This window comes from Ancylobacter terrae (assembly GCF_045108345.1).
GTDB lineage: Bacteria > Pseudomonadota > Alphaproteobacteria > Rhizobiales > Xanthobacteraceae > Ancylobacter.
The window spans coordinates 17,285-41,583 of the sequence record NZ_JBJGXH010000002.1 but is presented as its reverse complement, the minus strand read 5'-3'; the positions used below and the strand labels follow the sequence as shown (position 1 = coordinate 41,583).

The window sequence follows — 24,299 nt, the reverse complement described above, 5'->3', positions numbered from 1 at the left end:
CGCCCTTCCGACGAAAGGACGAGAGGCCGGCGGCGCTGGGCTCTCGCTTCCGAGTGGGGCTTTGTTATGCTGCGCTGCCAGAAACCGCGCCGAACGCGGTCCACCGCAGCCAACGGTCGTTCAGGGAGTACGCGACATGGCCGAGCCAGCGACGATCAGCACGGGGACGGGTCCGGTCCTCAAGGATCTCTACGATATCGGCGAAATCCCCCCGCTCGGCCATGTGCCGGCGAAGATGCACGCCTGGACCATCCGCCGCGAACGGCACGGGCCGCCGGAGGAGAGCTTCAAGCTCGAGGTGGTGCCGACCTGGGAGCTCGGCGAGAACGACGTGCTGGTGCTCGTGATGGCCGCGGGCGTGAACTACAACGGTATCTGGGCCGGCCTCGGCCAGCCGATCTCGCCCTTCGACGTGCACAAGGCGCCGTTCCATGTCGCCGGTTCGGATGCCTCCGGCATCGTCTGGGCGGTGGGCACCAAGGTGAAGCGCTGGAAGGTCGGCGACGAGGTGGTGGTCCACTGCAATCAGGACGACGGGGACGACGAGGAGTGCAACGGCGGCGACCCGATGTTCTCCTCCTCCCAGCGGATCTGGGGCTACGAGACGCCGGACGGTTCCTTCGCCCAGTTCTGCCGGGTGCAGGCGCGCCAGCTGATGCCGCGCCCGCGCCATCTCACCTGGGAGGAGAGCGCCTGCTACACGCTGACGCTGGCCACCGCCTACCGCATGCTGTTCGGCCACGCCCCGCACGGGGTGAAGCCGGGCGACCATGTGCTGGTGTGGGGCGCCTCGGGCGGGCTCGGCGTGTTCGGCATCCAGCTGGTGGCAGCTTCGGGCGCGCACGCCATCGGCGTGATCTCCGACGAGACCAAGCGCGACTACGTGCTCTCGCTGGGCGCCAAGGGCGTGATCAACCGCAAGGATTTCGACTGCTGGGGCCAGATGCCCACGGTCAACTCGCCGGAATACGTCGCCTGGACCAAGGAGGCGCGCAAGTTCGGCAAGGCGATCTGGGACATCACCGGCAAGCGCGACGTCGACATCGTGTTCGAACATCCCGGCGAGCAGACCTTCCCGGTCTCGTGCCTCGTCGCCAAGCGCGGCGGCATGGTGGTGTTCTGCGCCGGCACCACCGGCTTCAACATCACCTTCGACGCCCGCTATGTGTGGATGCGGCAGAAGCGCATCCAGGGCTCGCATTTCGCCCATCTGAAGCAGGCGAGCGCGGCGAACCAGTTCATCATCGACCGCCGCGTCGACCCCTGCATGTCGGAAGTGTTCCCCTGGGCCCGCATCCCGGTGGCGCACACCAAGATGTGGAAGAACCAGCACGCGCCCGGCAATATGGCGGTGCTGGTGAACGCCCCGCGCTCGGGGCTGCGCACGCTCGAGGACGTGATCGAGGCGGGGACGGGCGGCTGACCCGGACCGGCGGAGGCCGGCTCACAGGAAGCTCTGCGGGTCGATGTCGATCTCGACGCGCAGATCGCCCTTCGGCTTCGGCGCCGCCGCCATCCAGGCGCGGACATAGGCGGAAAGGTCGAAGCCGCGGGCCGAGCGGGCCAGCAGGCGGAAGCGGTGGCGCCCGCGCACCAAGGCGAGCGGCGCCTCGGCCGGGCCGAGCACGCGCACGTCATCAACGCGAGGGGAACAGGCGGCGAGCGCGCGGGCATAAGCCTGCGCGGCATGGGCGTCGGCGGCGGAGACGATGAGCGCGGCGAAGCGGGCGAAGGGCGGCAGCGCCGCCGCCTCGCGGGTGGCGATCTCGGTGTCGTAGAAGGCGTCGCGGTCGCCGGCCATCAGCGCCTGCATCACCGGGTGCTCGGGCATGTAGGTCTGCAGGAAGGCGCGGCCTTCGACAGCGGCGCGCCCGGCGCGGCCCGCCACCTGGTGCAGCAGCTGGAAGGTGCGCTCGGCCGCGCGGGGATCGCCATGGCCGAGGCCGACATCGGCATCGATGACGCCGACCAGCGCGAGGCCGGGGAAATTGTGGCCCTTGGCGACGAGCTGGGTGCCGATCACCACGTCGATCTCGCCGCGCGCCACCGCCTCCAGCTCCAGCCGCAGCCGCTCGACGCCGCCGGTGAGGTCGCTCGACAGCACCTGCGTGCGCGCCTGCGGCATCAGTTGCGCGACCTCCTCCTGCAGGCGCTCGACGCCGGGGCCGCAGGGAATCATCGTGTCCGGCTCGTGGCAGGCGGGGCAGCTTGGGGGCACCGGGCTGACATAGCCGCACTGGTGGCATTCGAGCCGCCGCCGAAAGCGATGCTCGACCAGCCATGAGGAACAGGACGGGCAGCGCATGCGGTGGCCGCAGGCACGGCACAGCGTCAGCGGGGCGTAGCCGCGCCGGTTGAGGAACAAGAGCGCCTGGCCGCCGGCCTCCACCGTCTTCTGCATTTCCGTGGCGAGGCGCGGGGCGATCCAGCGCCCGCGCGGCGGGCCTTCGCGGCGCAGGTCGATCGGCTCCAGACGCGGCACGCGGTTGCCGGAGAAGCGCTCGGGCAGGGTGAGCCGGGCGTAGCGCCCGCGCCTCGCATTCACCTCGGTCTCGATCGAGGGCGTGGCGGAAGCGAGCACGACGGGGGCGCCGTTGAGGCGGGCGCGCACCACGGCCATGTCGCGGGCGTGGTAGCGGATCCCGTCCTCCTGCTTGTAGGCGGGGTCGTGCTCCTCGTCGACGATGATCAGGCCGAGGTCGCGGAACGGCAGGAACAGCGCCGAACGGGCGCCGGCGACGACGCTCACCTCGCCGTTCGCCACCCCCTGGAAGACGCGGGCGCGGCGCTTCGAGCCGACCGCCGAGTGCCATTCGGCGGGGCGGACGCCGAAGCGCGACGCGAAACGGTCGAGGAACGCTTTCGTCAGCGCGATTTCCGGCATCAGGATCAGCACCTGCCGCCCCGCTTTCAGCGCCGCCGCCACGGCCTCGAAATAGGTCTCGGTCTTGCCGGAGCCGGTGACGCCGTCGAGGAGATGGACGCGGAAGGCGCGCGCCTCGACGGCCGCGACCAGCGTGTCGGCCGCGGCCCGCTGGGCAGGGCTGAGATCGGGCGCGGCGTGATCGGGATCGGGCGTCTCCGCCGCCGGCTCGGGCGGCAGCACCACGGTTTCCAGCACGCCCTCGTCGACGAGCCCGTCGACGACCGATGTGGAGACGCCGGCCTCGCGCGCCGCCTCGGCCTTGGAACGCAGCAGGCCGTCGGCGAGCGCCGCGATCAGCCGGGTGCGGGCGGCGCTCTGCCGGGCGGGGCGGGTGTCGCCCAGCCGCACGCCGGTGCGCTCGCGCTGGACGCCGGCGCTCTCGTCGTGGCGCAGCGCGAGGCGCAGCACCATGCCGGGCGGGGCGACCGTGTAGTCGGCGATCCAGGCGATCAGCTCGACGAGTTCGGGCCGCAGCGGCGGCACGGCGAGCTTCTTCGCGACGGGTTTGAGCTTGGCCGGATCGACCGGCTTTACGGTGTCCGCGCGCGGCCAGACGCAGCCGAGGATGAGGCGCTTGCCCAGCGGCACGGCCACGATGTCGCCCGGCGCCAGCGCCATGCCCGCCGGCACCAGATAGGAATAGGCCGCGCCGAGCCCGAGCGGCAGCAGCACGTCGACGGTCTGCGGAGCGGGGGGCGGGCTCGTCGGCGGCAGGGTCATGACGTCCGGTTCGTGTGGCACGGCGGAATCGGGTCGGCGGCGCGTTTCCGGCGCACTTCATAGCGCCATCGCGGCGACAGCGTCATCCCGGCCGCAGCGCCGGGATCGGTTGGCGGCACGGGCGGTACTTTCGGCGGACGATCCCGGATCGGCCGTTTCGTCCGTCCGGGACGACGGCAGGCGAGGCCCGGGGGTATGTGCGTGCTTCGAGGCCCCGCTTTGCGGCGCACCTCGGCATGACGGCCGTTTGTCAAAGGAACGGGTCGCGTGATCCCGAGGTGGCCGATTGCTGCTTGGCCAAAGTTAAGAATCAGTCGCCAGAATGCGCCGGAGAACGGAGGTGCGCCATGGCCAGCAGCGATGTCGAGAAGGCCGCGCGGGCGGAGGCGGGGCTGATGGCGGGCGCCTCGCCCGAGGTGGCCGCGGCGGCGCGGGGCTGGCTCGACCGGCTCGCCCATGAGCGCCGGCTCTCGCCAAAGACCCGCGAGGCCTATGCGCGCGACCTCGCCAGCTTCCTCGGCCTGCTGGCGCGTCATCTCGGCGGGCGGCCGGGGCTGGCGGAACTCGGCGCGCTCGCCCCGCGCGACGTCCGCGCGGTGATCGCGGCGCGGCGGGCGGACGGGATCGAGCCGCGCACGCTGGTGCGCTTCCTTGCCGCCGCCCGTTCCTTCGCCCGGCATCTGCAGCGCGAGGGGCTCGGCAAGGTCGGCGCGCTGGCGGCGGTGCGGGCGCCCAAGCTGGCGAAGACGCTGCCGCGGCCGCTGGCGGTGCACGACGCCAAGGCGCTCGCCGACCCCGCGACCCGGGCGGGCGAGGACCGCGAGCCCTGGGTGCTGGCGCGCGACGCGGCGGTGATCGCGCTGCTCTACGGCTCGGGGCTGCGTATTTCCGAGGCGCTGGGGCTGACGGCCGGCATGGCGCCGCCTGAAGCGACCGGCGGGAGCGTCACCGTCACCGGCAAGGGCGGCAAGACGCGCATGGTGCCGGTGCTGGCGCAGGTCGCGGCGCTGGTCGGCGATTATGTCCGGCTGTGCCCCTATGAGCTGCCCGCCGACGGGCCGCTGTTCCGCGGGGCCAAGGGCGGGCCGCTCTCGCCGCGCATCGTCCAGCTCGCGGTGGAGCGGATGCGCGGGGCGCTGGGGCTGCCGGACAGCGCCACGCCGCACGCGCTGCGCCATTCCTTCGCGACGCACCTGCTGGCGCGCGGGGGCGACCTGCGCTCGATCCAGGAACTGCTCGGCCACGCCTCGCTGTCCACCACGCAGATCTACGCGGCGGTCGATGCCGCCGCGCTGATGCAGGCGTGGCGCTCCGCGCATCCGCGCGCCAAGGTGCCCGGATAGGCGCCGCCGCGCACGAATGCGTGAGGCGTGCGGCCGATGCCCCATCATAGGGCGGTTTGCCGGCGGAACGGGCTTTCCATCTCGCGACGGGGGCGTAGGCTTGCCCCATCGTCAGCTGATGAGGAGACCCGTGCCCATGAAACGTCTCGTGACTGCCCTGTGCGCCCTCTCCATGACCGCTGCCGTTGCCGGCACGGCCCTTGCGGACTGCAACCCCGGCCACGCCTCGGCGAAGCCGCCGGTGACCGACAGCAAGGGAAGCTGAGCAGCAGGAGCGCGATCCGATCGGGCGGACCAACCCGATCGGTCGATTGCCCTCCCCGCGATCTCGTGAGCGCGCGCGCCGAAGGCCCCGGGTGCCGACCGTCGCCCGGGGCCTTTGTGCGTCCGGGTCCCGAAGGCGTGGCTCAGAACACGTAGACGGCGGCGATGAAGCCGCCCACCACCAGCACCGCGAAGGCCGCGGTGACGAGGCCGAGGCGGCGCTCGATGAATTCGCGGGCCGGCGGGCCGATCCAGTAGAGCAGCCCGGCGACGAGGAAGAAGCGCAGGCCGCGGGTGATGACCGACAGCACCACGAACCAGAACAGGCTGTAATGGGCGAAGCCCGAGGCGATGGTGACGACCTTGTAGGGGATCGGCGTCAGGCCCTTGATCAGGATGATCCAGTGCCCGTAGTGCTGGTAGGCGGCCGTAAACGCCTCCATCCGGTCGCCATAGCCGTAGAGCCGGATCAGGAACAGGCCGAGCGTGTCGTAGAGCAGCGCGCCGATGGCATAGCCGAACAGGCCGCCGATCACCGAGGCGAGGGTGCAGATGCCGGCGTAGAACCAGGCGCGCTCCGGCCGCGCGACACACATCGGCACCAGCATCACGTCCGGGGGCACCGGGAAGAACGAGCTTTCCGCGAAGGAGACGGCGGACAGCGCCCAGGGCGCGGAGGGGCGCTCGGCGAGGTTGATCACCCAGTCGTACAGGCGGCGCAGCATGGAAACTCCGGCAGGATGGGGTCGTGGCGCCAGGGCGCGTGCGAGGGGGCCGAGGAGGACGCCCCGGCTTTAGAAGCAAAGGCGGGGCAGGAACAGGGCCGATCGCGGAGGCAAATCGGCGCGGCCCTTCATGCAACAGACGCGCCAGCGGCGTCGCGTCACCGTCCCCGCTGCGGCGGCGCGGTCTCAGTCGCCAGCCCCTCGACCGGGCCGTCGGCCAGCAGATCGAGCGTGAAAGGCCGGCTGTCGCGGCGGCGGCGCGCGGGTTTGGGCAGCTTCTCGGCCATGCCCATCAGACGCTCGCGGCGCTCCATCTCCGCCCAGATCTCGTCCGGCTCGATCCCGGCGTCGACCCAGAGCACGACGAGATTGTAGAGGAGGTCGGCGCTTTCGCGCACCACGGCGGCCTTGTCGCCGACCACGGCGTCGAGCGCGACCTCGACGCCCTCCTCGGCGAGCTTCTTGGCGATGAAGGGCCGTCCCTTCGCAAACAGTTTTTCGGTGCGCGGCGAGGGATTGCGACCCCGCTGCGTCGCCGCCACCGCCCGATGTAGTCGCCGGATCGAATCAGCCATCCTGCGACCTTAAGGTCCCGATCATGAACGCCATATAACGACCCGCCCGCGGCGCGAATGCGGCGGTGGAGAGCCGCGCCGACGGTACTTGCGGGCGTTGGGAGGGCGCGCCTTAATGCGGCATCGTCGTTCTTGCCGCGCGATGGCGCCGTCCCATGTCGTTCCTGCGTCTTTATGGTCGCGTCCTCGCCGCGCTCGGACCCGAGCGACGGCTGGCCGCCTTTCTGGCGCTGGCCAATGTGGCGCTGGCGCTGGCGTTGTTCGCCGAGCCGATCCTGTTCGGCCGTGTGGTCGACACGCTGGTGCGGGCGCAGGCGGCAAGCCGGGTGCCGAGCTTCGACGAACTGCTGCCGCAGGTCGGCGCCTGGGCGCTGTTCGGCCTGTTCACGGTGGTCGCCGGGGTGACCATCGCGCTCCACGCCGACCGCCTCGCGCACCGGCGCCGGCTCGGCATCATCCAGCTCTATTTCGAGCATGTGCTGCAATTGCCGCTCGGCTTCCACGGCGAGGTGCATTCCGGCCGGCTGATGAAGATCATGCTGCAGGGGGCGGACGGGCTGTGGGGCCTGTGGCTCGCCTTCTTCCGCGAGCATTGCGCGGGCATGGTCGCGCTGGTCGTGCTGCTGCCGATCGCGGTCTATGTGAACTGGCGGCTCGGGCTGCTGCTGGTGGTGCTGCTCCTGGTCTTCGCCGTGCTGACCTGGTGGGTGGTCAGCCGCACCCAGGCGCTGCAGCGGCAGGTGGAGCGGCTGCAGTCGAACCTCGCCGAGCGCAGCGCCGACGCGCTGGGCAATGTCGCGGTGATCCAGAGCTTCACCCGCGTCGAGGCGGAGGTGCGCGGCCTCAAGGAGACCATGGAAAGCGTGCTGGCGGCGCAGATGCCGGTGCTGTCCTGGTGGGCGGTGGTCTCGGTCGGCACCAAGGCGGCGACGACGCTCACCATCCTGTGCATCTTCGTGATCGGTACGATCCTGCACCTGCGCGGGCTCGCCTCGATCGGCGAGATCGTCACCTTCGTCGGCTTCGCCACCATGCTGGTGGGGCGGCTCGACCAGGTGGTGGGCTTCGCCAACCGCATGGTGCTGGACGCGCCGCGCCTCGCCGAGTTCTTCGAGATCATGGACACCATCGCCCATGTGCGCGACCGCCCGGGCGCGATCACGCTCGGGCCGGCGCGGGGCGAGGTGGCGTTCAAGGACGTCTCCTTCTCCTATGACGGCAAGCGCCCGGCGCTGATCGACGTGAACTTCGCCGTCGCGCCCGGCGAGACGGTGGCGCTGGTGGGGACCACGGGGGCGGGCAAGTCGACCGCGCTCGCGCTGCTGCACCGCGCGTTCGACCCGCAATCGGGGCGGATCACGCTGGACGGGCACGATATCCGCGACGTCACGCTGGCCTCGCTCCGGCGGAACATCGGCGTGGTGTTCCAGGAGGCGATGCTGTTCAACCGCTCGATCGAGGACAATCTGCGCGTCGGCAAGCCCGACGCCTCGGCGGCGGAGATCGCGACGGCGCTGGAGCGGGCGCAGGCGGCCGATCTGGTGGCGCGCCAGAGCGAGGGGCTCGCCACCATCGTCGGCGAGCGCGGCCGCTCGCTCTCGGGCGGCGAGCGCCAGCGCCTCGCCATCGCCCGCGCGCTGCTGAAGGATCCCCCCGTGCTGATCCTCGACGAGGCGACCAGCGCGCTCGACGCCGCCACCGAGGCCAAGGTGCAGGCGGCGCTGGAGGAGGTGATGAAAGGGCGCACCACCTTTGTGATCGCCCACCGCCTCGCCACGGTGCGCAATGCCGACCGCATCCTCGTGTTCGAGGCGGGGCGCATCGTGGAAGCCGGCTCGTTCGAGGAACTGGTGCGCGTCGGCGGGCGATTTGCCGCATTGGCGCGGGCGCAGTTCATGGCCGGCGGTTCGGCCACCGGCGACGCCCCGCCCGCCGAGACGTGACCGCCGTCCGCCACAATTCCGCCCCCGCGGCGCACCATTCGGCTTTGATCCGGCGCGTCGATCGGAGTATGCATGGGGCAGTCGATGCTTCGCAGCCGCCGCTTGTCCCTGGCCTCAACACGGAACCCAGCCGCGTGACGAACACTCGATCCGTTTTCATCCGTCGGGCCTGCGCCGCGCTGCTCGGCCTCGCCACTCTGTCCGCGCCGCTGGCCGCCCGGGCGACTCCCTCGCTGCTGATCGAGGTCGAGTCCGGCAAGGTGCTGATCGAGAACGACGCCACCAAGCCCTGGTATCCGGCCTCCGTCACCAAGCTGATGACGGCCTATGTGACCTTCAAGGCGATCCGCGCCGGCCGGCTCACCGGCGAGACGCTGATCACGGTCTCGCCGAACGCGGCGGCGCAGGCGCCCTCGAAGATGGGCTTCAAGCCGGGCACCCAGATCACCGTCGACAACGCGCTCAAGATGATGATCGTCAAGTCGGCCAACGACATGGCGGTGGTGCTCGCGGAAGGCGTCGCCGGCAGTGTGCCCGCCTTCGCCGACGAGATGAACGCCGCCGCCGCCGCGCTCGGCATGAACGGCACGCACTACAACAACCCGAACGGGCTGCCCGATCCCGGCCAGATCACCACGGCGCGCGACCTCGCCGTGCTGGGGCGGGCGCTGATCCGCGAATTTCCCGAGCATGAGGAGCTGTTCCGCACGCCGGCGATCCAGCTCGGCAAGCGGGTCATCCGCAACTACAACAAGCTGATCGACCGCTATCCCGGCGCCGACGGCATGAAGACCGGCTTCATCTGCGCCTCGGGCTTCAACCTCGTCGCCAGCGCCCATCGCGGCAACAAGCGGATCCTCGCGGTCGTGCTCGGCACGCCGTCGGGCAAGGCGCGCACCGAGCAGGCGGCGCTGCTGCTGGAGAAGGGTTTCCAGCAGTCCTGGTCGATCTTCGGGCAGGTCTCGCCCACCGTCGATTCGCTGCGCAACGAGGGCGGCGAGCCGACCGACATGCGTGCCTATGTCTGCGGTGCCAAGCGCAAGCAGGTCGCCTCGGAAGCCGAGGAGGACGACGGCGACGGCGGCGCGCCGGCGGCGCGTGGCTTTGCCGCGGCCGGCATGGGCGGGATGGACCCGCGGGTGACCGGCGCCAGCCTGCTGCAGACCCTGCCGCCGTCGATGCCGCCGGTGCTGGTCTGGGTCGGCCCGACCCCGAACCAGGCGGCGCTCGATGCGGCCTATCCCCCGGCTCCGGCCAAGCCCGCCAAGCCGGCGGTGAAGCCGAAGCCGTCCAAGAAGGATGCCGCCAAGCCGGCGCAGCCGGGCATCATGGCGCCCGAAGAGGACGGCGCTGTCGCATCGGCGGCGCCGCCGGCGGCCGCAAAGCCCGCCGCGCCGAAGCCGGCCGCCAAACCGGCGGCGGTGAAGCCGGACGCCGCCACGGCCAAACCGGCGCCAAAGCCCAAGCCCGCCGCGGCACCGAAGCCCGCCGCCAAGCCCGCGGCCTCCACCGCGCCGGCGCAGCCCGCCGCGCCACCGCCCGCCCCGGCGCCGCGCCCGGCAGGCTGATCGTTTCCGTCATTCCGTTGCCGGCCCGAGCTTCCGGCGGCCGGCTGGGCGATGTCCGTCTCGTGGCCGTTCTCGCGCTGGCGCCGCATGGGGGCTTTCGCCCCGGGCTGAGTGTCCCTACAGAGCGCCAGAATGCCCGCCCCGGCGGGCTGACGCGGTGCCGGACCCCTGCGACGCGTCCCGCCTCTGCTCCGCGCTGTTCAAGGTGCCGGGGGCGGTTCGCTGCGATGCCGTGGCAGGGAGCACGCGTTCGCGCGCACGATCGGCCGTTTGAGACGGGCATCTTCCGCGAGGTGCTGGCAGGAGCGGCGGGCCCGCCTATATTCCCCCTCGATCCGGTGCCTCGGTCTGCTCGCGGCCGGGATCGTGCCCGACGCCTGCCCCGGAGACCCGCGACCGTGACCCGTGCCCCCGATCCCATCCCCGTTACGGTGCTGACCGGTTTCCTCGGCGCGGGCAAGACCACGCTGCTGAACGGCCTGCTGAAGGATGACGGCCTCGCCGACGCGGCGGTGCTGATCAACGAGTTCGGCGAAGTCGGGCTCGACCACCTGCTGGTGCAGCATTTCGACGATGCCACCGTGCTGCTTGCGAGCGGGTGCCTGTGCTGCACCGTGCGCGGTGATCTGGTCGAGGCGCTGGAGCATCTGCTGCGGCGCATGGACAACGGCGTGATCCCGCCGTTCCGCCGCGTGCTGATCGAGACGACGGGCCTCGCCGATCCCGCGCCGATCCTGCACGTGCTGATGGCGCATCCCTATCTGGTGCTGCGCTTCCGGCTCGACGGCGTGGTCACCGTGGTCGACGCCGTCAACGGCATGGCGACGCTCGACGCCCATGTCGAGGCGGTGCGGCAGGTGGCAATCGCCGACCGCATCGTGCTGACCAAGACCGATCTCGTCGATACGCCCGAGCGGCAGGCGGCGCTCGCGGGCCTGCGCGCGCGCCTCGCGGCGCTCGCCCCCGCCGCACCGGTGCTCGACGCGGCGCGGGGCGAGGCGCGGCCGGCGGCGCTGCTCGATGCCGGGCTGTACGATCCCTCCGGCAAGATCCCCGACGTCGCCCGCTGGCTGGCCGAGGAGAAGGTGGCGGCGGCCGCGGAGGCGGCGCGCGGCGCTGCCGACCCCAACCGCCACGATGACCGCATCCGTGCCTTCACCCTCGTCTCCGAAGCGGCGGTGAGCGCGGTGGCGCTCGACCTGTTCCTGGAACTGGTGCGTGGCACGCACGGGGCGAAGATGCTGCGCATGAAGGGCATCGTGAAGCTCGCCGAGGATCCGGAGCGGCCGCTGGTGCTGCACGGCGTGCAGCATGTGATGCACCCGCCGAGCCAGCTTGCCGCCTGGCCGGACGAGGACCGGCGCTCGCGCATCGTGATGATCGTGCGCGATGTCGATCCGGCGGTGATCCGCCGCCTGTTCGACGCCTTTCTCGGCCTGCCGCAGCCGGATCGCCCCGATCCGCTGGTGCTGGCCGACAACCCGCTGGCGCCGGCCACGATGCGGCGCTGAGGGCGCATCCGCCGGCTTTTCGGCGGTCGATCTCAGGAAGCGTTAAAGGCGCGCGTGCTAGGGCCTTGCTTCCGAAGGTTGCGGAGGCGGAACGGCGTGCCGGACGAGCGCGGGACGGATGAGGCGGATGCCGGTGGCGCGGGGCCAAGCAAGGGTCTCGTGGCGCGGCTGAAGCGGCTGGCCGGCAAGCTCCTCGAGGGCGAGCGCTCGATGCTGACGCGGCTGGCCGGCGCCGCCTTCCTCGTGCGGGTGGCGAGCGCGGCGCTGGCCTTCGTCGCGCAGGTGCTGCTGGCGCGCTGGATGGGCGCCTATGATTTCGGCATCTACGTCTATGTCTGGACCTGGGCGGTGATGCTCGGGCTGATGGCCCCGCTCGGGCTCGGCTCGGCGGCGCAGCGCTTCCTGCCGGAATACACCGAGAAGGGCGACGCGGCCCGGCTCGGCGGTTTCCTGCGCGGGGCGCGCTGGCTCGCCTTCGGGCTCGGCGCGGCGATCGCGCTGGCCGGCCTGCTGGTGGTGTGGGCGGTGAGCGGGCGGATCGCACCCTATTATGTCGTGCCGCTGGCGATCGCCTTCGCCTGCCTGCCGTTCTACGCGCTGTCGGAAGTGCAGGACGGCATCGCCCGCTCCTATGACTGGGTGGGGCTGGCGCTGGCGCCGTTCTACATCGCCTGCCCGATCCTGATCCTCGCGGCGATCGGCACGCTGCACGCGCTCGGCGCCGAGGTGAATGCCACGCGTGCCATCCTCGCCGCGACGCTCGCCACCATCCTCGCCGCGATCGGGCAGGGGGTCGTGCTGGACCGGCGGCTCGCCCGGCGCGAGGACCTGCCGGGCGCGGCGCTGAAGGCGCGGCCGCGGCATGAACGGCGGGCGTGGATGCGGGTGGCGCTGCCGATCTTCATGATCGAGAGCTTCTACCTGCTGCTGACCTATACCGACATCCTCGTGCTGGAGATCTTCGTGCCGCCGGACCAGGTGGCGGTGTACTACGCCGCGACCAAGACGCTGGCGCCGGTCGCCTTCGTCTATTTCTCGGTGGCGGCGGCGGTGACGCACAAGTTCACCGCCTTCCACGTCGCCGGCGAGCGCGACAAGCTCGCCCGCTTCCTCGCCGACACCATCCACTGGACGTTCTGGCCCTCGCTCGCCGCCGCCATCGGGCTGCTGGCGCTGGGCAAGCCGATCCTGTCCCTGTTCGGGCCGGGATTTGAGGCGGGCTATCCGCTGATGTTCGTGCTGGCGGCGGGGCTGCTGGCGCGGGCGCTGGTCGGGCCGGTCGAGCGGCTGCTGGTCATGCTGGGCGAGGAGAAGGCCTGCGCGGCGGTCTATGCCGTCGCCTTCCTGGTCAATCTCGGGCTCTGCTTCCTGCTCATCCCGCGCTTCGGGCTGATGGGCGCGGCCGTCGCGCCGACCATCGCCTACATGCTGGAATCGGTGCTGCTGGTGGTGGTGGCGCGGCGGCGGCTCGGCTTCAACGCCTTCGTATTGGGACGCCCGGCATGAGCGCGAGGGGGGCTTATCGCGCGCGCTGGGCCGATGCCGCCGAAATGGAGACGCGGGTGCAGGACTGGCGCGCGCTCGCAGCGCGGGCGGCCGAGCCGAACGTCTTCGCCGACCCCGACTATGTCCTCCCGGCGCTGCGCCATCTCGGCGGCGCCGGCGTGCGTTTCCTGATCGTCGAGCGCGTCGGCGACGCGGCGGCGGAACTCGCCGGCGTGCTGCCGCTGCGGCTGACACGGACGCGCTGGGGCGTGCCGCTGCGCCTCGCCCTGCATCACCTGCCCTATGCGCCTCATGGCGCGCCGCTGGTCGATGGCGCGGACACGCCGGCGATCTGCGCGGCGCTGATCGAGGCTCTGGCGGCGGGGCCGGCACCGGCGGCGCTGCTGCTGCCGCATCTGGTCGAGGACGGGGCCTTCGCCGCCGCACTGAGGCTGGCGCTGCAATCCGGCGGGCGGCGGATCGCCCGTTTCGAACCCTTTGCCCGCGCCGCGATGAAACCCGCTCCGGCCGAACGGGCGGGGTATCTCGCCGAAGCCCTTTCGAAGCACCGGCGCCGGCGCCTCGAGGGGCAGCGGCGCAAGCTCGAAGCCGAAGGCGGACCGGTCGTGACCGAAATCGCCACCGGCACGGCCGTCTCCGCTGCACTGGAGCGCTTCCTCGCGCTGGAGGCCGCCGGCTGGAAGGGCGCGCGCGGCACGGCCGCCGGACGGAACGAGAGCCTCGCCGCCTTCTTCCGGGACAGCACGGCGCGGCTGGCGGCACGCGGGCGGGCGGAAGTGATCGAACTGAGGCAGGCCCCGGACACGGTCGCCGTCGGGGTTCTGCTGCGCGATGGTCCGCAGGCGTGGTTCTACAAGACCGCCTATGACGAGCGCCTGGCGCGCCATTCGCCGGGCGTGCTGCTCGATCTCGCCGCGTCCGCGCATCTCCTCGCCGATCCCGGCATCACGGTCGGCGACAGCCTGGCGACGGTGAGCGATCCCTATTTCGAGCGGATGTGGCGCGAGCGGCTGCCGATGGCCGACTGGCTGGTGGAGATCACGCCGGCGGACAACCGCTTCGCGCTGGCGCGGTGGCTCGAGGGGCTGCGCCGCCGGCTGCGCGCGCGGCTCAAGGCCTCCGTTCTGGCATTCCGGCAGTGGCGCGGCCGGCCGTGACGGGGCTCACTGCGGCAGCTGGGCGCCGTTGAGGGTCACCGAGGTCTCGCCGGGGGCGGGTGCGGCGGGCTGCCCCGGGCCGGCCGACGTCCGGTTGTCCGGTACGCCGAGGACGAGCGCCCAGAACACCTTGTACTTGCTGTTCGGCGCCGGCGCGGCGGCGATGCCGATGCGGGTCGCGCCTGGCATCAGCATGTTGCGGTTATGGGAGGGGGAATCGCGCCAGCCGGAGAACGCCTCGGCGAGGGTGTGATAGCCGGCGCCGACATTCTCCGCCGCGCGCAGGCCGTCGAAGCCCGCGGCCTTGAGCCGGGTGGTGAGGCCGCGCCCGCCGACCGAATGGGAGAGCTCGCCGGTCGCGGCCATCGCCTTCGCCTGCTTCTGGGCGACCTGGGTGAGCACGGGATCGACGGTGACGGCCGACAGCCCCTTGCCTTGCCGATAATCCGAGATCAGCGCGGCGGCGGCGGCCGAATCCACCGTCCCGCCACGCGACAGGTTGTCGTAGAAGGAAGGGTTCCCGCTCGGCGGGGTCTGGGTCGGCGCCGTGCTGCAGGCGGCCAGCAGGGCGGCGGTGGCGGTGAGGGTCAGCAGCGGGAAAGAGGCGCGGCGCATGGCAAACCGATCGTCCAGGGAAGCGGGTGCGGCACATGGCCGGGTCGGGCGGAGAATGGCCTGCAAAGATTGAGCGAGCCTTTACGCCGGCGCGCGGCCGGCACCCGGGCCCGCCGCCGGCTCATGCGTCGGCACCGCCGGCGGGATGGGGGGTGCCGCGGAAGGCGCTCCAGCTCTGGTAGGGGATGGCGATGCCGGCGCGGCGCAGCCGGTCGAACACGGCGAAATGCAGGTCACTCTTCACCGTGAAGGCATAGTCGACATTGGCGACGACGCAGCGCAGCTCGAACATCAGCCCGCTGTCGCCGAACTTGACCAGAAACACGCGCGGGGGCGGCGAGGTGAGCACCTGCGGGTGGTCGCAGGCGGCATCGGCGAGCAGGTCGCGCACCTGGTCGGGGTCGGAATCATAGCCGACCATCACCGGCACGATGACGCGGCCGGTGGTGTTGGCGTGGGTGAAGTTCTTGACCATGCCGGTGATCAGGTCGGAATTGGGGATCAGTACGGCGGCGCGATCGAAGGTCTCGATCTCCGTGGCGCGGACGCTGATGCGCCGCACATAGCCTTCCTCGCCCTTCACCATGATCATGTCGCCGACCCGGATCGGTCGCTCGGCGAGCAGGATCAGCCCGGAGACGAAGTTCGACACGATCGACTGCAGGCCGAAACCGATACCGACCGAGAGGGCGCCGGCGACCAGGGCGATATTCTCGAGGTTGAGCCCGATCTGCCCCATGGCGACGGCGATGACGGCGATGGAGCCGACATAGCCGATGATGGTCGAGATCGAGTTCTGCAGGCCCGGATCGAGCCGCGTGCGCGGCAGGATGTTGCTGGAGATCCAGCTCTGGAAGGCCCGCGCCATCAGCACGCCGGCGGCGATGATCGCCACCGCGCTCAGGATGTCGCCGAGCGAGATGGTGGTGCTGCCGAGGGTGAAGGCGAAGGAGATGCGGCTGACGAAGTCGCGCAGATCCGCCGTCGAGGTGCCCCAGGTGCCGATCACCATCACCGCGACGATGACGATGGCCAGCAGCTTCAGCACGCCGGCGGCGAGGACGGCGAGCAGTTCGAGGCTGGTGGCGTGGATGCCGATCGCCTTGGCGAGCGTGCGGGTGCGCTGGCCCTTCTGGTTGAGCCCGTCGATGAACACGCCGTTGATCAGCGCAATGACCAGATAGAGTGCGCCGATCAGCACCACCGCCACGACGAAGCGCGAGGCGAGGAAGGTCGCGAGGCTGACATAGCCGGCGACGAGGGCGGCCGCGGTGGCGGCGATGATGCCCCAGATCGGCAGGCGCAGCCATTGCAGGTGGGCGTCGACGGAGGTGTCGTCCTCCTCGGCGTCGCCGGTGTCGGTGCTGAGCGAGCGCATCACCCGCGCGGTCAGCAGCAGGATGATGATCGACATCAGCGCGCTGGTCGCCACGGTCAGCGCCACCGGCGCGACGAGGGTGCGGTGCAGCGTGTTGAGCACGGTCGCCAGCGCGAGAACGATGGCGGCGTTCGAGACGTGGTGATCGACGAGGCGGGCGCGATCGTCGCCGATCGGCACGATGCGCCGGCGCGGTGCGTCGGGGGCCAGCGCCGCGTCGGAGATGCCCCGACCGACCGAGGCGACGACGATGGCGAGCATCAGGCCACCCGAAATATCGTCGACGCGGGGTGGCAGCAGGTCGAAGGCATTGGCGAGGGCGAGCGCCGCGGCGGTGGCCGCGGGCGGCGTGGCGGAGCGCACGAGGGCGAGCTGTACCGACAGGGCGGCGGCGCGGAAGCGGGACAGCGGGTGGTCGGCCTGCTCCCGTTCAAACCGGCGCAGCGGCCGCAGCAGCATGCGCCGGATCGCCACGGCGGCGCCGATGATGAGCATGATGCCGAAGGCGATCGCCGCCTGGCCGGCGCCGCTGATGCGGGTGTCGGCATAGGCGCGCCAATCGCCGAGCAGATAGCTGACGCCGCGCCACTCCACGGGGAGGGCACGCGCCGCCGACAGCCACAATTGCGGGTCGAGCGCGCTGTAGGAGCGGGCGAACAGCGTATCGGTGAACAGGGCGCGCCGCCGGCTGGTGATACGATCGGAAATCTGGTCGGTGCGTAGCTTCAGCAGCTTGATCTGCTTCAGCAGCCCGTCGACCTCGGTGGCGCGGGCGCTGATCTGCTCGCGTTCCTGGGTGATGGAGGCTTCCTCGGGGGCGGCATCGTCCGCCGGCTTCGGCCCGATCTCCTTGACGCGGTTGTTGAGGTCGTTGAGCCGGGGCTCCAGCACCTGGATGGCCTGGTCGAGATTGCCGCGCACGGGATCCAGCCGCGCGCGCAACTCGTCGAGGTCGCTGGCGCGCAAGGTGTCGCGGCCGAGGCCGGCCTCGACGCTGTCGACGATGGCGCGCTGGCCTTCCAGCCGCTCGCGAATGGCGGCCTGTTCCGGATTGGGAACCTGCGCCGCCGCCGGTGCGGCAAGCGCGACGAACCAGGCGAGGGCCATGAGGGCCAGCAGGCCCAGCCACTGCCGCGGGCGATTCCCTGCGCCGGGTCGGTCGGTCGGGATGCGCGATGCGGAGGGGGGCGGAACGGCCGGGCAGCTGCTGCCCGCCGCCCGATGGACAGCCATCGTCATGAACGGGTTCCAGGGAAAAGGCGCCCCTGTGTCCGTTCCGAACGCGGCAGTGTCAAGGCAATGTGCCGGTTTCGCGACGCTCGTGGACGGCGGTTCAGCGTCCGCGCGGTGCCCCCGGCAGCAGGCGGGCCTGATGGTCGGCCGCGGTGCCGAGGATGCCGTAGAGGTCCGCTAGCCATTCGCGCAGCCATGAGAACGGGGTCGGACCGGGGGCGTGGACGAGGCCGACGACCTCGTCCGCGTCGAAGCGAAGGTCGGCCTCGTTGCGGATGGCGATCCGCTTCATGCCGCCATTGCTGGCGAGGAAGACGATGTGCAGTTCCTCGACCCGCCGGTTGCGGGCCAGCACGATGAGATGACGCATCAATGCGGAGCCGACGCCCTTGCCCTGCCAGGGGCGCTCGACGCTGAAGGCGGCCTCGCCGGCGCGCGGCTGTGGCCCGCGGCCGCGGAAGACATGGAGTTCGGCGGCGCCGCGCAGGACCCCCTCGACGAAATAGCCGAGCACGAGCACGCGGCCGGCGCGCACGCTGGCGGCATGCCGGCGCACGGCGGCGTCGCTGACCGGGGCGCCGAAACGGGTGAAGCGACTGAGCGGATCGAGCCGCAGGAGGTGATCGAGAAACGCCCCGTGCTCGCCCGGCAGCAGCTTGCGGATGGTGCCGCCGGCGAGCTCGGCCGAGGCGGGCGCCTCGATGGTGGTTTCGGACTGGAGCGGCATGGCTGCTCTCCTTTCGTCAGGCGTCTTTTGCGACGCGGCATATATGTGTGCGCTGCAATATGGGCAATCTGCGGGCGCCGCATGGCTCCCCTGCCGGTTCGGGGGCGGCCGCCTCGTTCCAAGGGCGATATTGCCTCGAGGGTGCGCTCCCGCGTCCAATCGGCTCGATCGCGGGGACGGTGTGTCGTCGGCGCGGCCCCATGCAAGGGCTTGCCGCCGCGGCGTCATCCGCTTAAGTGTGCGGCGCAACAGGGAGGCAGCGGCGATGGAGTTCGCGGCGGAAGCCGGCGGCTCGGTGCTCGCGGCGCGCTATGTGGCGCGCATGGCGGCCGGGGACATCTCGCCCGACGCCGGTCAGGCGAAGGTCGTTTCCGCCCTGGCCCGGCTCGAGCAGCGCATCGCCACCTTTCGGCTCGCCCGCAAGACATCCGCCCTCGGCTGGCTGTTCGCGCGCCGCGAGGTGGACGCGCCGCCGATCCGCGGGCTGTACGTCCATGGCGATGTCGGGCGCGGCAAGACCATGCTCATGGACCTGTTCTACGGCGCCGTCGCGGTGCGCAAGCGCAAGCGCCGGGCCCATTTCCACGAGTTCATGACCGACGTGCACGAGCGCATCCATGCGGTGCGCACCGACATGAAGCTCGGCAAGATCAAGGAAGGCGACCCGATCACCATCGTCGGCAGCGCGCTCGCCAAGGAAGCCTGGCTGCTGTGCTTCGACGAGTTCCATGTCACCGACATCGCCGATGCGATGATCCTCGGGCGCCTGTTCGAGAAGATGTTCGCCTGCGGCGCCGTGGTGGTCGCCACCTCCAACGTGGCGCCGCAGGATCTCTACAAGGGCGGCCTGAACCGCGCCCTGTTCCTGCCGTTCATCGCGATGATCGAGCAGCACATGGAGGTGGTGCGGATCGAATCGCCCACCGACTACCGGATGGAGAAGCTCGACGGGGTGCGGAGCTGGTACGTGCCGGACGCCGTCGACCGGCCGGCGGACGTGGCGGCCCGCATCGAGGCGATCTGGCTGCGCATCGCCGGGCGGGATGGCGGCAATCCCGCGACGCTGGAGGTCAAGGGCCGCAAGATCCGCGTGCCCTCCACCGGCAGCGGCGCCGCGCGCTTCACCTTCGCCGATCTGTGCGAGGCCCCGCTGGGGGCGGGCGACTACCTGAAGCTGGCGCGCACCTTCCACACGCTGGTGATCGAGGGCATCCCGGTGATGGGGCAGGACAACCGCAACGAGGCGAAGCGGTTCATCACCCTGATCGACGAGATGTACGACAACGGCGTCAAGCTGGTCGCCTCGGCCGCGGCCGAGCCGGAAGACCTCTACCGCGGCACCGAGGGCGCGGAAGCGTTCGAATGGGCGCGCACCGTCTCGCGCCTGCACGAGATGCGCTCGGCGGACTACGTGGCGCGTCCGCATGGACGGGGCGACTCGCACGCCACCGGCAACGCCACCGGTCTGGTCGAGACCTGACACCCTGCCGGAGCCGTCCGGGCGGGAGCGCGGCACCGTCGCGGCGAGGGTCACAAGAGCGGGACACACGGCGGGGAACGGGGGCAATATCCCCTCGCCACTGCTGCGTTTCAGCCAGATGTCCGCATGTCGTCGACGTGTGAGAATGCCAAGGTATTCAGTATGCCAAACTATACGCGCAAAGTCTTAGCCTTAACCGGGCCGAGAGGGGGCGTCTTCGCTTGAACCGAGGTGCGAGACGGGCTATCGGAGGCCCGCGCGGCGGACCGTCGCACCTGTATTTCCTCATCAATGCCAGGGATCACACATGGCACGAGCAAAGATTGCACTGATCGGTGCCGGTCAGATCGGCGGAACGCTCGCCCTCCTCGCGGGTCTCAAGGAATTGGGCGATGTCGTCCTGTTCGACGTGGTCGAGGGCGTGCCGCAGGGCAAAAGCCTCGATATCGCCGAGGCTTCCCCGGTGCTCGGCTTCGATGCCAAGCTGGTGGGCACGAACAGCTACGAATCGATCGAGGGCGCCGACGTCGTGATCGTCACGGCCGGCGTGCCGCGCAAGCCGGGCATGAGCCGCTCCGATCTTCTGGGCATCAACCTCAAGGTGATGGAACAGGTCGGCGCGGGTATCCGCAAATACGCTCCTGACGCCTTCGTGATCTGCATCACCAATCCGCTCGACGCCATGGTGTGGGCACTGCAGAAGGCCTCGGGCCTGCCCACCCACAAGGTGGTCGGCATGGCCGGCGTGCTGGATTCGGCGCGCTTCCGCTACTTCCTCGCCGACGAGTTCGACGTCTCGGTCGAGGACGTGATCGCCTTCGTGCTCGGCGGCCATGGCGACGACATGGTGCCGCTGGTCTCCTATTCGGGCGTGGCCGGCATCCCGCTGCCCGATCTCATCAAGATGAAGTGGACCACGCAGGAGCGCATCGACGCCATCGTCGAGCGCACCCGCAAGGGCGGCGGCGAGATCGTCAACCTGCTCAAGACCGGCTCGGCCTTCTACGCGCCGGCGGCCTCGGCCATCGAGATGGCGACCTCCTATCTGCGCGACAAGAAGCGCCTGCTGCCGGCGGCCGCCCACCTGTCGGGCGAGTACGGGGTCAAGGATCTCTATCTCGGCGTGCCCGTGGTGATCGGTGCCAAGGGCGTCGAGCGGATCGTCGAGATCGAGCTGACCAAGGCCGAGCGCACCGCGCTCGACAAGTCGATCGCCGCGGTCGAGGACCTCGTGGCCGAGTGCCAGAAGATCGCCCCCGATCTCGGGGCGTGAACGACCCGCGCCGATCCGAGTTGACGTTTCGTCAACCCTGTCGGCGTTTGCCCCGATATCGAAGCGGATTGTTTGCCGATACGGGTCGATGATGCGGATACCCGGCGCCGAGCCGGGTATCGGGTTTCGGGTGAAGGCGAAGCGCCGGCGCAAATGCAGGGCTGCACCGCTTTCGCGTCGCTTTCACGAAGCGACCACGAAACCTAGATAGGAAGTCCTGTCCCGGCTCGCGGGACACCGGCATGCCCGGCGGGCGGTCTCGTTCGTGGGGTGCCGGCCTGAGCGCCTACAGCGGACCGGTAGCGGTCCTTCGGGAGCCGATGATGGCACGCGCGGACTTGAACGAAGCCTTCCTCAACACGTCTTTCCTGTATGGCGCGAACGCGGCGTGGATCGAGGATCTCTACGCCCGCTACGAGATCGACCCGGCCTCGGTCGATCCGCAGTGGCAGGTCTTCTTCGCGGCGCTGAAGGACAATGCGGCGGACGTCGAGAAGAGTGCGCGCGGCGCGTCGTGGAAGAAGGACGGCTGGCCGCTGCACGCCAATGGCGAACTCGTCTCCGCCATGGACGGCAACTGGATCGAGGTCGAGAAGGCGATCGGCAAGAAGGTCGAGGCCAAGGTCGGCGAGAAGGCGCAGAAGGCCGGTGTCGAACTCTCCGCCGTCGCGGTGCAGCAGGCCACGCGGGACTCGGTGAAGGCGCTGATGATGATCCGCGCCTACCGCATGCGCGGGCATCTCCATGCCAAGCTCGATCCGCTCGGCCTCGAGCCGGTGCGCTCGGCGCCCGAGCTCGACCCCGCCTCCTACGGTTTCCGCGAGGCGGACCTCGACCGCCCGATCTTCATCGATCACGTGCTCGGGCTCGAATTCGCCAGCGTTCGGCAGATGGTGGCGATCCTCCAGCGCACCTACTGCGAGACGCTCGGCGTCGAGTTCATGCACATCACCGATCCCGAGGAGAAGGCCTGGATCCAGGAGCGCATCGAGGGGCCGGACAAGGAGATCAGCTTCACCCGCGAGGGCAAGCGCGCCATCCTGAACAAGCTGATCGAGGCCGAGGGCTTCGAGAAGTTCCTCGACGTGCGCTACACCGGCACCAAGCGCTTCGGCCTCGACGGCGGCGAGAGCCTGATCCCCGCGCTGGAGCAGATCATCAAGCGCGGCGGCAATCTCGGCGTGAAGGAGATCGTGTTCGGGATGGCCCATCGTGGCCGTCTGAACGTGCTGACCCAGGTGATGGGCAAGCCGCACCGCGCGCTGTTCCACGAGTTCAAGGGCGGCTCCTGGGCCCCTGACGAGGTCGAGGGCTCGGGCGACGTCAAGTACCACCTCGGCGCCTCGTCGGACCGCGAGTTCGACGGCAACCAGGTGCATCTGTCGCTGACCGCCAACCCCTCGCATCTGGAGATCGTCGATCCGGTGGTGCTGGGCAAGGCGCGCGCCAAGCAGGACCTCCTGAACGACGCCGAGCGCAGCCAGGTGCTGCCGCTGCTGCTGCACGGCGATGCCGCCTTCGCGGGCCAGGGCGTGGTGGCGGAGTGCTTCGGCCTCAGCGGCCTCAAGGGCCACCAGACCGGCGGCTCGCTGCATTTCATCATCAACAACCAGATCGGCTTCACCACCTATCCGCGCTTCTCGCGCTCCTCGCCCTATCCCTCGGACGTCGCCAAGACGATCGAGGCGCCGATCTTCCACGTGAACGGCGACGACCCGGAGGCGGTGACCTTCGCCGCCAAGATCGCCACCGAGTTCCGCCAGCGGTTCCACAAGCCGGTGGTGATCGACATGTTCTGCTACCGCCGCTTCGGCCACAACGAAGGCGACGAGCCGGCCTTCACCCAGCCGCTGATGTACAAGGCGATCAAGCAGCACCCCTCGACGCTGGAGATCTACTCCAAGAAGCTGGAGCGCGAGGGGGTCGTCGACACGGCCGAGTTCGAGAAGATGAAGGCCGACTGGCGGGCCCGGCTCGACGGCGAGTACGACGCCGGCCAGGCCTACAAGCCCAACAAGGCGGACTGGCTCGACGGGCGCTGGGCGGGGCTCAAGGTCGCCGAGGAGGAGGACGATCCGCGGCGGCGCGGCGACACCGGCGTCGATCTCGACCAGCTGCGCGACATCGCCACCAAGATCACCTCGGTGCCGGAAGGCTTCCACCTCCACCGCACCATCCAGCGTTTCCTCGACGCGCGCCGCAAGGCGGTGGTCGAGGACGGCGCGGGCATCGACTGGTCGACCGGGGAGGCGCTCGCCTTCACCTCGCTGCAGCTCGAGGGTCACCCGGTTCGCCTGTCCGGCCAGGACTGCGAGCGCGGCACCTTCTCGCAGCGCCATTCGGTGCTGATCGACCAGGAGAACGAGGACCGCTACACCCCGTTCAACCACCTCCGCGAGGGCCAGGCCAGCTACGAGGTCATCAATTCGATGCTCTCGGAAGAGGCGGTGCTCGGCTTCGAGTACGGCTACTCGCTGTCCGAGCCGAATGCGCTGGTGATGTGGGAAGCGCAGTTCGGCGATTTCGCCAATGGCGCGCAGGTCATCTTCGACCAGTTCCTGTCGTCGGGCGAGCGCAAGTGGCTGCGCATGTCGGGCCTCGTCTGCCTGCTGCCGCACGGCTATGAGGGGCAGGGGCCGGAGCACTCCTCCGCCCGTCTGGAGCGTTTCCTCCAGATGTGCGCGGAGGACAATATGCAGGTGGCCAACCTCACGACGCCGGCGAACTACTTCCATGCCCTGCGCCGGCAGCTGAAGCGCGACTTCCGCAAGCCGCTGATCCTGATGACGCCGAAGAGCCTGCTGCGCCACAAGCGCGCGACCTCGACGCTGGCGGAGCTCGGCCCCGGCACCTCGTTCCACCGCCTGCTCTGGGACGACGCCGAGAAGCCGGGCGATGCCACCACGCTGAAGCCCGACGCCGAGATCCGGCGCGTCGTGCTCTGCTCGGGCAAGGTCTATTACGACCTCTACGAGGAGCGCGAGCGCCGCGGCGTCGACGACATCTACCTGCTCCGCGTCGAGCAGCTCTTCCCGTTCCCGCTGAAGTCGATGGTGAACGAGCTGTCCCGCTTCAAGCAGGCCGAGATCGTCTGGTGCCAGGAAGAGCCGAAGAACCAGGGTGCCTGGGCCTTCGTGCAGCCTTATCTCGAATGGGTGCTGGAGCAGGTCGGTTCGGCGTCCAGCCGTCCGCGCTATGCCGGTCGCCCGGCGAGTGCGGCGACCGCGACCGGGCTGATGTCGAAGCACCTGGCCCAGCTCAAGGCCTTCCTGGCCGACGCGCTGGGCTGATCGATCGCGCCGAGAGGAAACGACCGGGGCGCCGGCAGGCGTTCCGCAACACCCGAGAGGACAAG

The 24,299-nt window shown here is 70.4% G+C and carries 17 protein-coding genes; 11 read left to right on the top strand and 6 right to left on the bottom strand.

Features of this window, described 5'->3' with window-relative positions:
- Positions 1 to 136: 136 nt before the first annotated feature.
- Positions 137 to 1,423 carry a crotonyl-CoA carboxylase/reductase gene (gene ccrA / locus ACEUEL_RS14495; RefSeq protein WP_405706874.1) on the top strand — a complete coding sequence of 429 codons (1,287 nt, stop codon included), beginning with the start codon at positions 137 to 139 and terminating at the stop codon, positions 1,421 to 1,423.
- Positions 1,424 to 1,444: 21 nt separating this feature from the next.
- Here ccrA and ACEUEL_RS14490 read toward each other — a convergent pair whose 3' ends face one another.
- Positions 1,445 to 3,646 (bottom strand): primosomal protein N', encoded by a 2,202-nt coding sequence (locus tag ACEUEL_RS14490; protein WP_405706872.1) that lies wholly within the window; start codon positions 3,644 to 3,646, stop codon positions 1,445 to 1,447.
- 347 nt (positions 3,647 to 3,993) lie between these two features.
- Here ACEUEL_RS14490 and ACEUEL_RS14485 point away from each other — a divergent pair, with 347 nt between their 5' ends.
- Together ACEUEL_RS14485 and ACEUEL_RS14480 are read left to right on the top strand one after the other, a co-directional pair.
- Positions 3,994 to 4,989, top strand: a complete 996-nt coding sequence (locus ACEUEL_RS14485; protein ID WP_405706870.1) for a tyrosine recombinase XerC — start codon at positions 3,994 to 3,996, stop codon at positions 4,987 to 4,989.
- A 136-nt stretch (positions 4,990 to 5,125) separates the two neighbouring features.
- Positions 5,126 to 5,254 carry a hypothetical protein gene (locus ACEUEL_RS14480; protein WP_405706869.1) on the top strand — a complete coding sequence of 43 codons (129 nt, stop codon included), beginning with the start codon at positions 5,126 to 5,128 and terminating at the stop codon, positions 5,252 to 5,254.
- 142 nt (positions 5,255 to 5,396) lie between these two features.
- Here the strand turns inward: ACEUEL_RS14480 and ACEUEL_RS14475 are convergent, their stop codons facing one another.
- The gene (locus ACEUEL_RS14475; protein WP_405706867.1) at positions 5,397 to 5,978 is read right to left on the bottom strand and encodes a YqaA family protein; all 582 of its coding nucleotides are present in this window, start codon (positions 5,976 to 5,978) and stop codon (positions 5,397 to 5,399) included.
- 158 nt (positions 5,979 to 6,136) lie between these two features.
- Positions 6,137 to 6,553, bottom strand: a complete 417-nt coding sequence (gene hisE, locus ACEUEL_RS14470; protein ID WP_405706864.1) for a phosphoribosyl-ATP diphosphatase — start codon at positions 6,551 to 6,553, stop codon at positions 6,137 to 6,139.
- A 155-nt stretch (positions 6,554 to 6,708) separates the two neighbouring features.
- Between hisE and ACEUEL_RS14465 the strand changes: the two genes are divergently transcribed.
- From ACEUEL_RS14465 to ACEUEL_RS14445, 5 genes are all read left to right on the top strand, one after another.
- On the top strand, positions 6,709 to 8,496 hold the full coding sequence (locus ACEUEL_RS14465) for a glucan ABC transporter ATP-binding protein/ permease (RefSeq protein WP_405706862.1): 1,788 nt from the start codon (positions 6,709 to 6,711) through the stop codon (positions 8,494 to 8,496).
- A 134-nt stretch (positions 8,497 to 8,630) separates the two neighbouring features.
- Positions 8,631 to 10,064: a D-alanyl-D-alanine carboxypeptidase family protein gene (locus tag ACEUEL_RS14460; RefSeq protein WP_405706860.1), complete on the top strand. Its 1,434-nt coding sequence runs from the start codon at positions 8,631 to 8,633 to the stop codon at positions 10,062 to 10,064.
- A gap of 398 nt (positions 10,065 to 10,462) precedes the next feature.
- Positions 10,463 to 11,575 (top strand): CobW family GTP-binding protein, encoded by a 1,113-nt coding sequence (locus ACEUEL_RS14455; protein ID WP_405706858.1) that lies wholly within the window; start codon positions 10,463 to 10,465, stop codon positions 11,573 to 11,575.
- Between the two features lie 96 nt (positions 11,576 to 11,671).
- Positions 11,672 to 13,081 (top strand): lipopolysaccharide biosynthesis protein, encoded by a 1,410-nt coding sequence (locus ACEUEL_RS14450; protein ID WP_405706855.1) that lies wholly within the window; start codon positions 11,672 to 11,674, stop codon positions 13,079 to 13,081.
- Entirely contained in the window at positions 13,078 to 14,238 is a 1,161-nt protein-coding gene (locus ACEUEL_RS14445) for a GNAT family N-acetyltransferase (RefSeq protein WP_405706852.1), read from the top strand. Before ACEUEL_RS14450 ends, ACEUEL_RS14445 begins: the two co-directional genes overlap by 4 nt.
- Before the next feature lie 6 nt (positions 14,239 to 14,244).
- Here ACEUEL_RS14445 and ACEUEL_RS14440 read toward each other — a convergent pair whose 3' ends face one another.
- The 3 genes from ACEUEL_RS14440 to ACEUEL_RS14430 form a co-directional block, all read right to left on the bottom strand.
- Entirely contained in the window at positions 14,245 to 14,853 is a 609-nt protein-coding gene (locus ACEUEL_RS14440) for a CAP domain-containing protein (protein ID WP_405706850.1), read from the bottom strand.
- A 121-nt stretch (positions 14,854 to 14,974) separates the two neighbouring features.
- Positions 14,975 to 17,470, bottom strand: a complete 2,496-nt coding sequence (locus ACEUEL_RS14435; RefSeq protein ID WP_405706847.1) for a DUF3772 domain-containing protein — start codon at positions 17,468 to 17,470, stop codon at positions 14,975 to 14,977.
- A 94-nt stretch (positions 17,471 to 17,564) separates the two neighbouring features.
- Positions 17,565 to 18,191 carry a GNAT family N-acetyltransferase gene (locus ACEUEL_RS14430; protein WP_405706845.1) on the bottom strand — a complete coding sequence of 209 codons (627 nt, stop codon included), beginning with the start codon at positions 18,189 to 18,191 and terminating at the stop codon, positions 17,565 to 17,567.
- A gap of 265 nt (positions 18,192 to 18,456) precedes the next feature.
- On the opposite strand from ACEUEL_RS14430, the gene zapE reads away from it, so the two are divergent.
- The 3 genes from zapE (at position 18,457) to ACEUEL_RS14415 (ending at position 24,234) form a co-directional block, all read left to right on the top strand.
- The gene (gene zapE / locus ACEUEL_RS14425) at positions 18,457 to 19,671 is read left to right on the top strand and encodes a cell division protein ZapE (RefSeq protein WP_405706843.1); all 1,215 of its coding nucleotides are present in this window, start codon (positions 18,457 to 18,459) and stop codon (positions 19,669 to 19,671) included.
- Positions 19,672 to 19,978: 307 nt separating this feature from the next.
- A complete protein-coding gene (gene mdh / locus ACEUEL_RS14420) occupies positions 19,979 to 20,944 on the top strand; it encodes a malate dehydrogenase (RefSeq protein ID WP_405706841.1) in 966 nt (321 codons plus the stop codon).
- 323 nt (positions 20,945 to 21,267) lie between these two features.
- Positions 21,268 to 24,234: a 2-oxoglutarate dehydrogenase E1 component gene (locus ACEUEL_RS14415; RefSeq protein ID WP_405706839.1), complete on the top strand. Its 2,967-nt coding sequence runs from the start codon at positions 21,268 to 21,270 to the stop codon at positions 24,232 to 24,234.
- Positions 24,235 to 24,299: the final 65 nt, after the last annotated feature.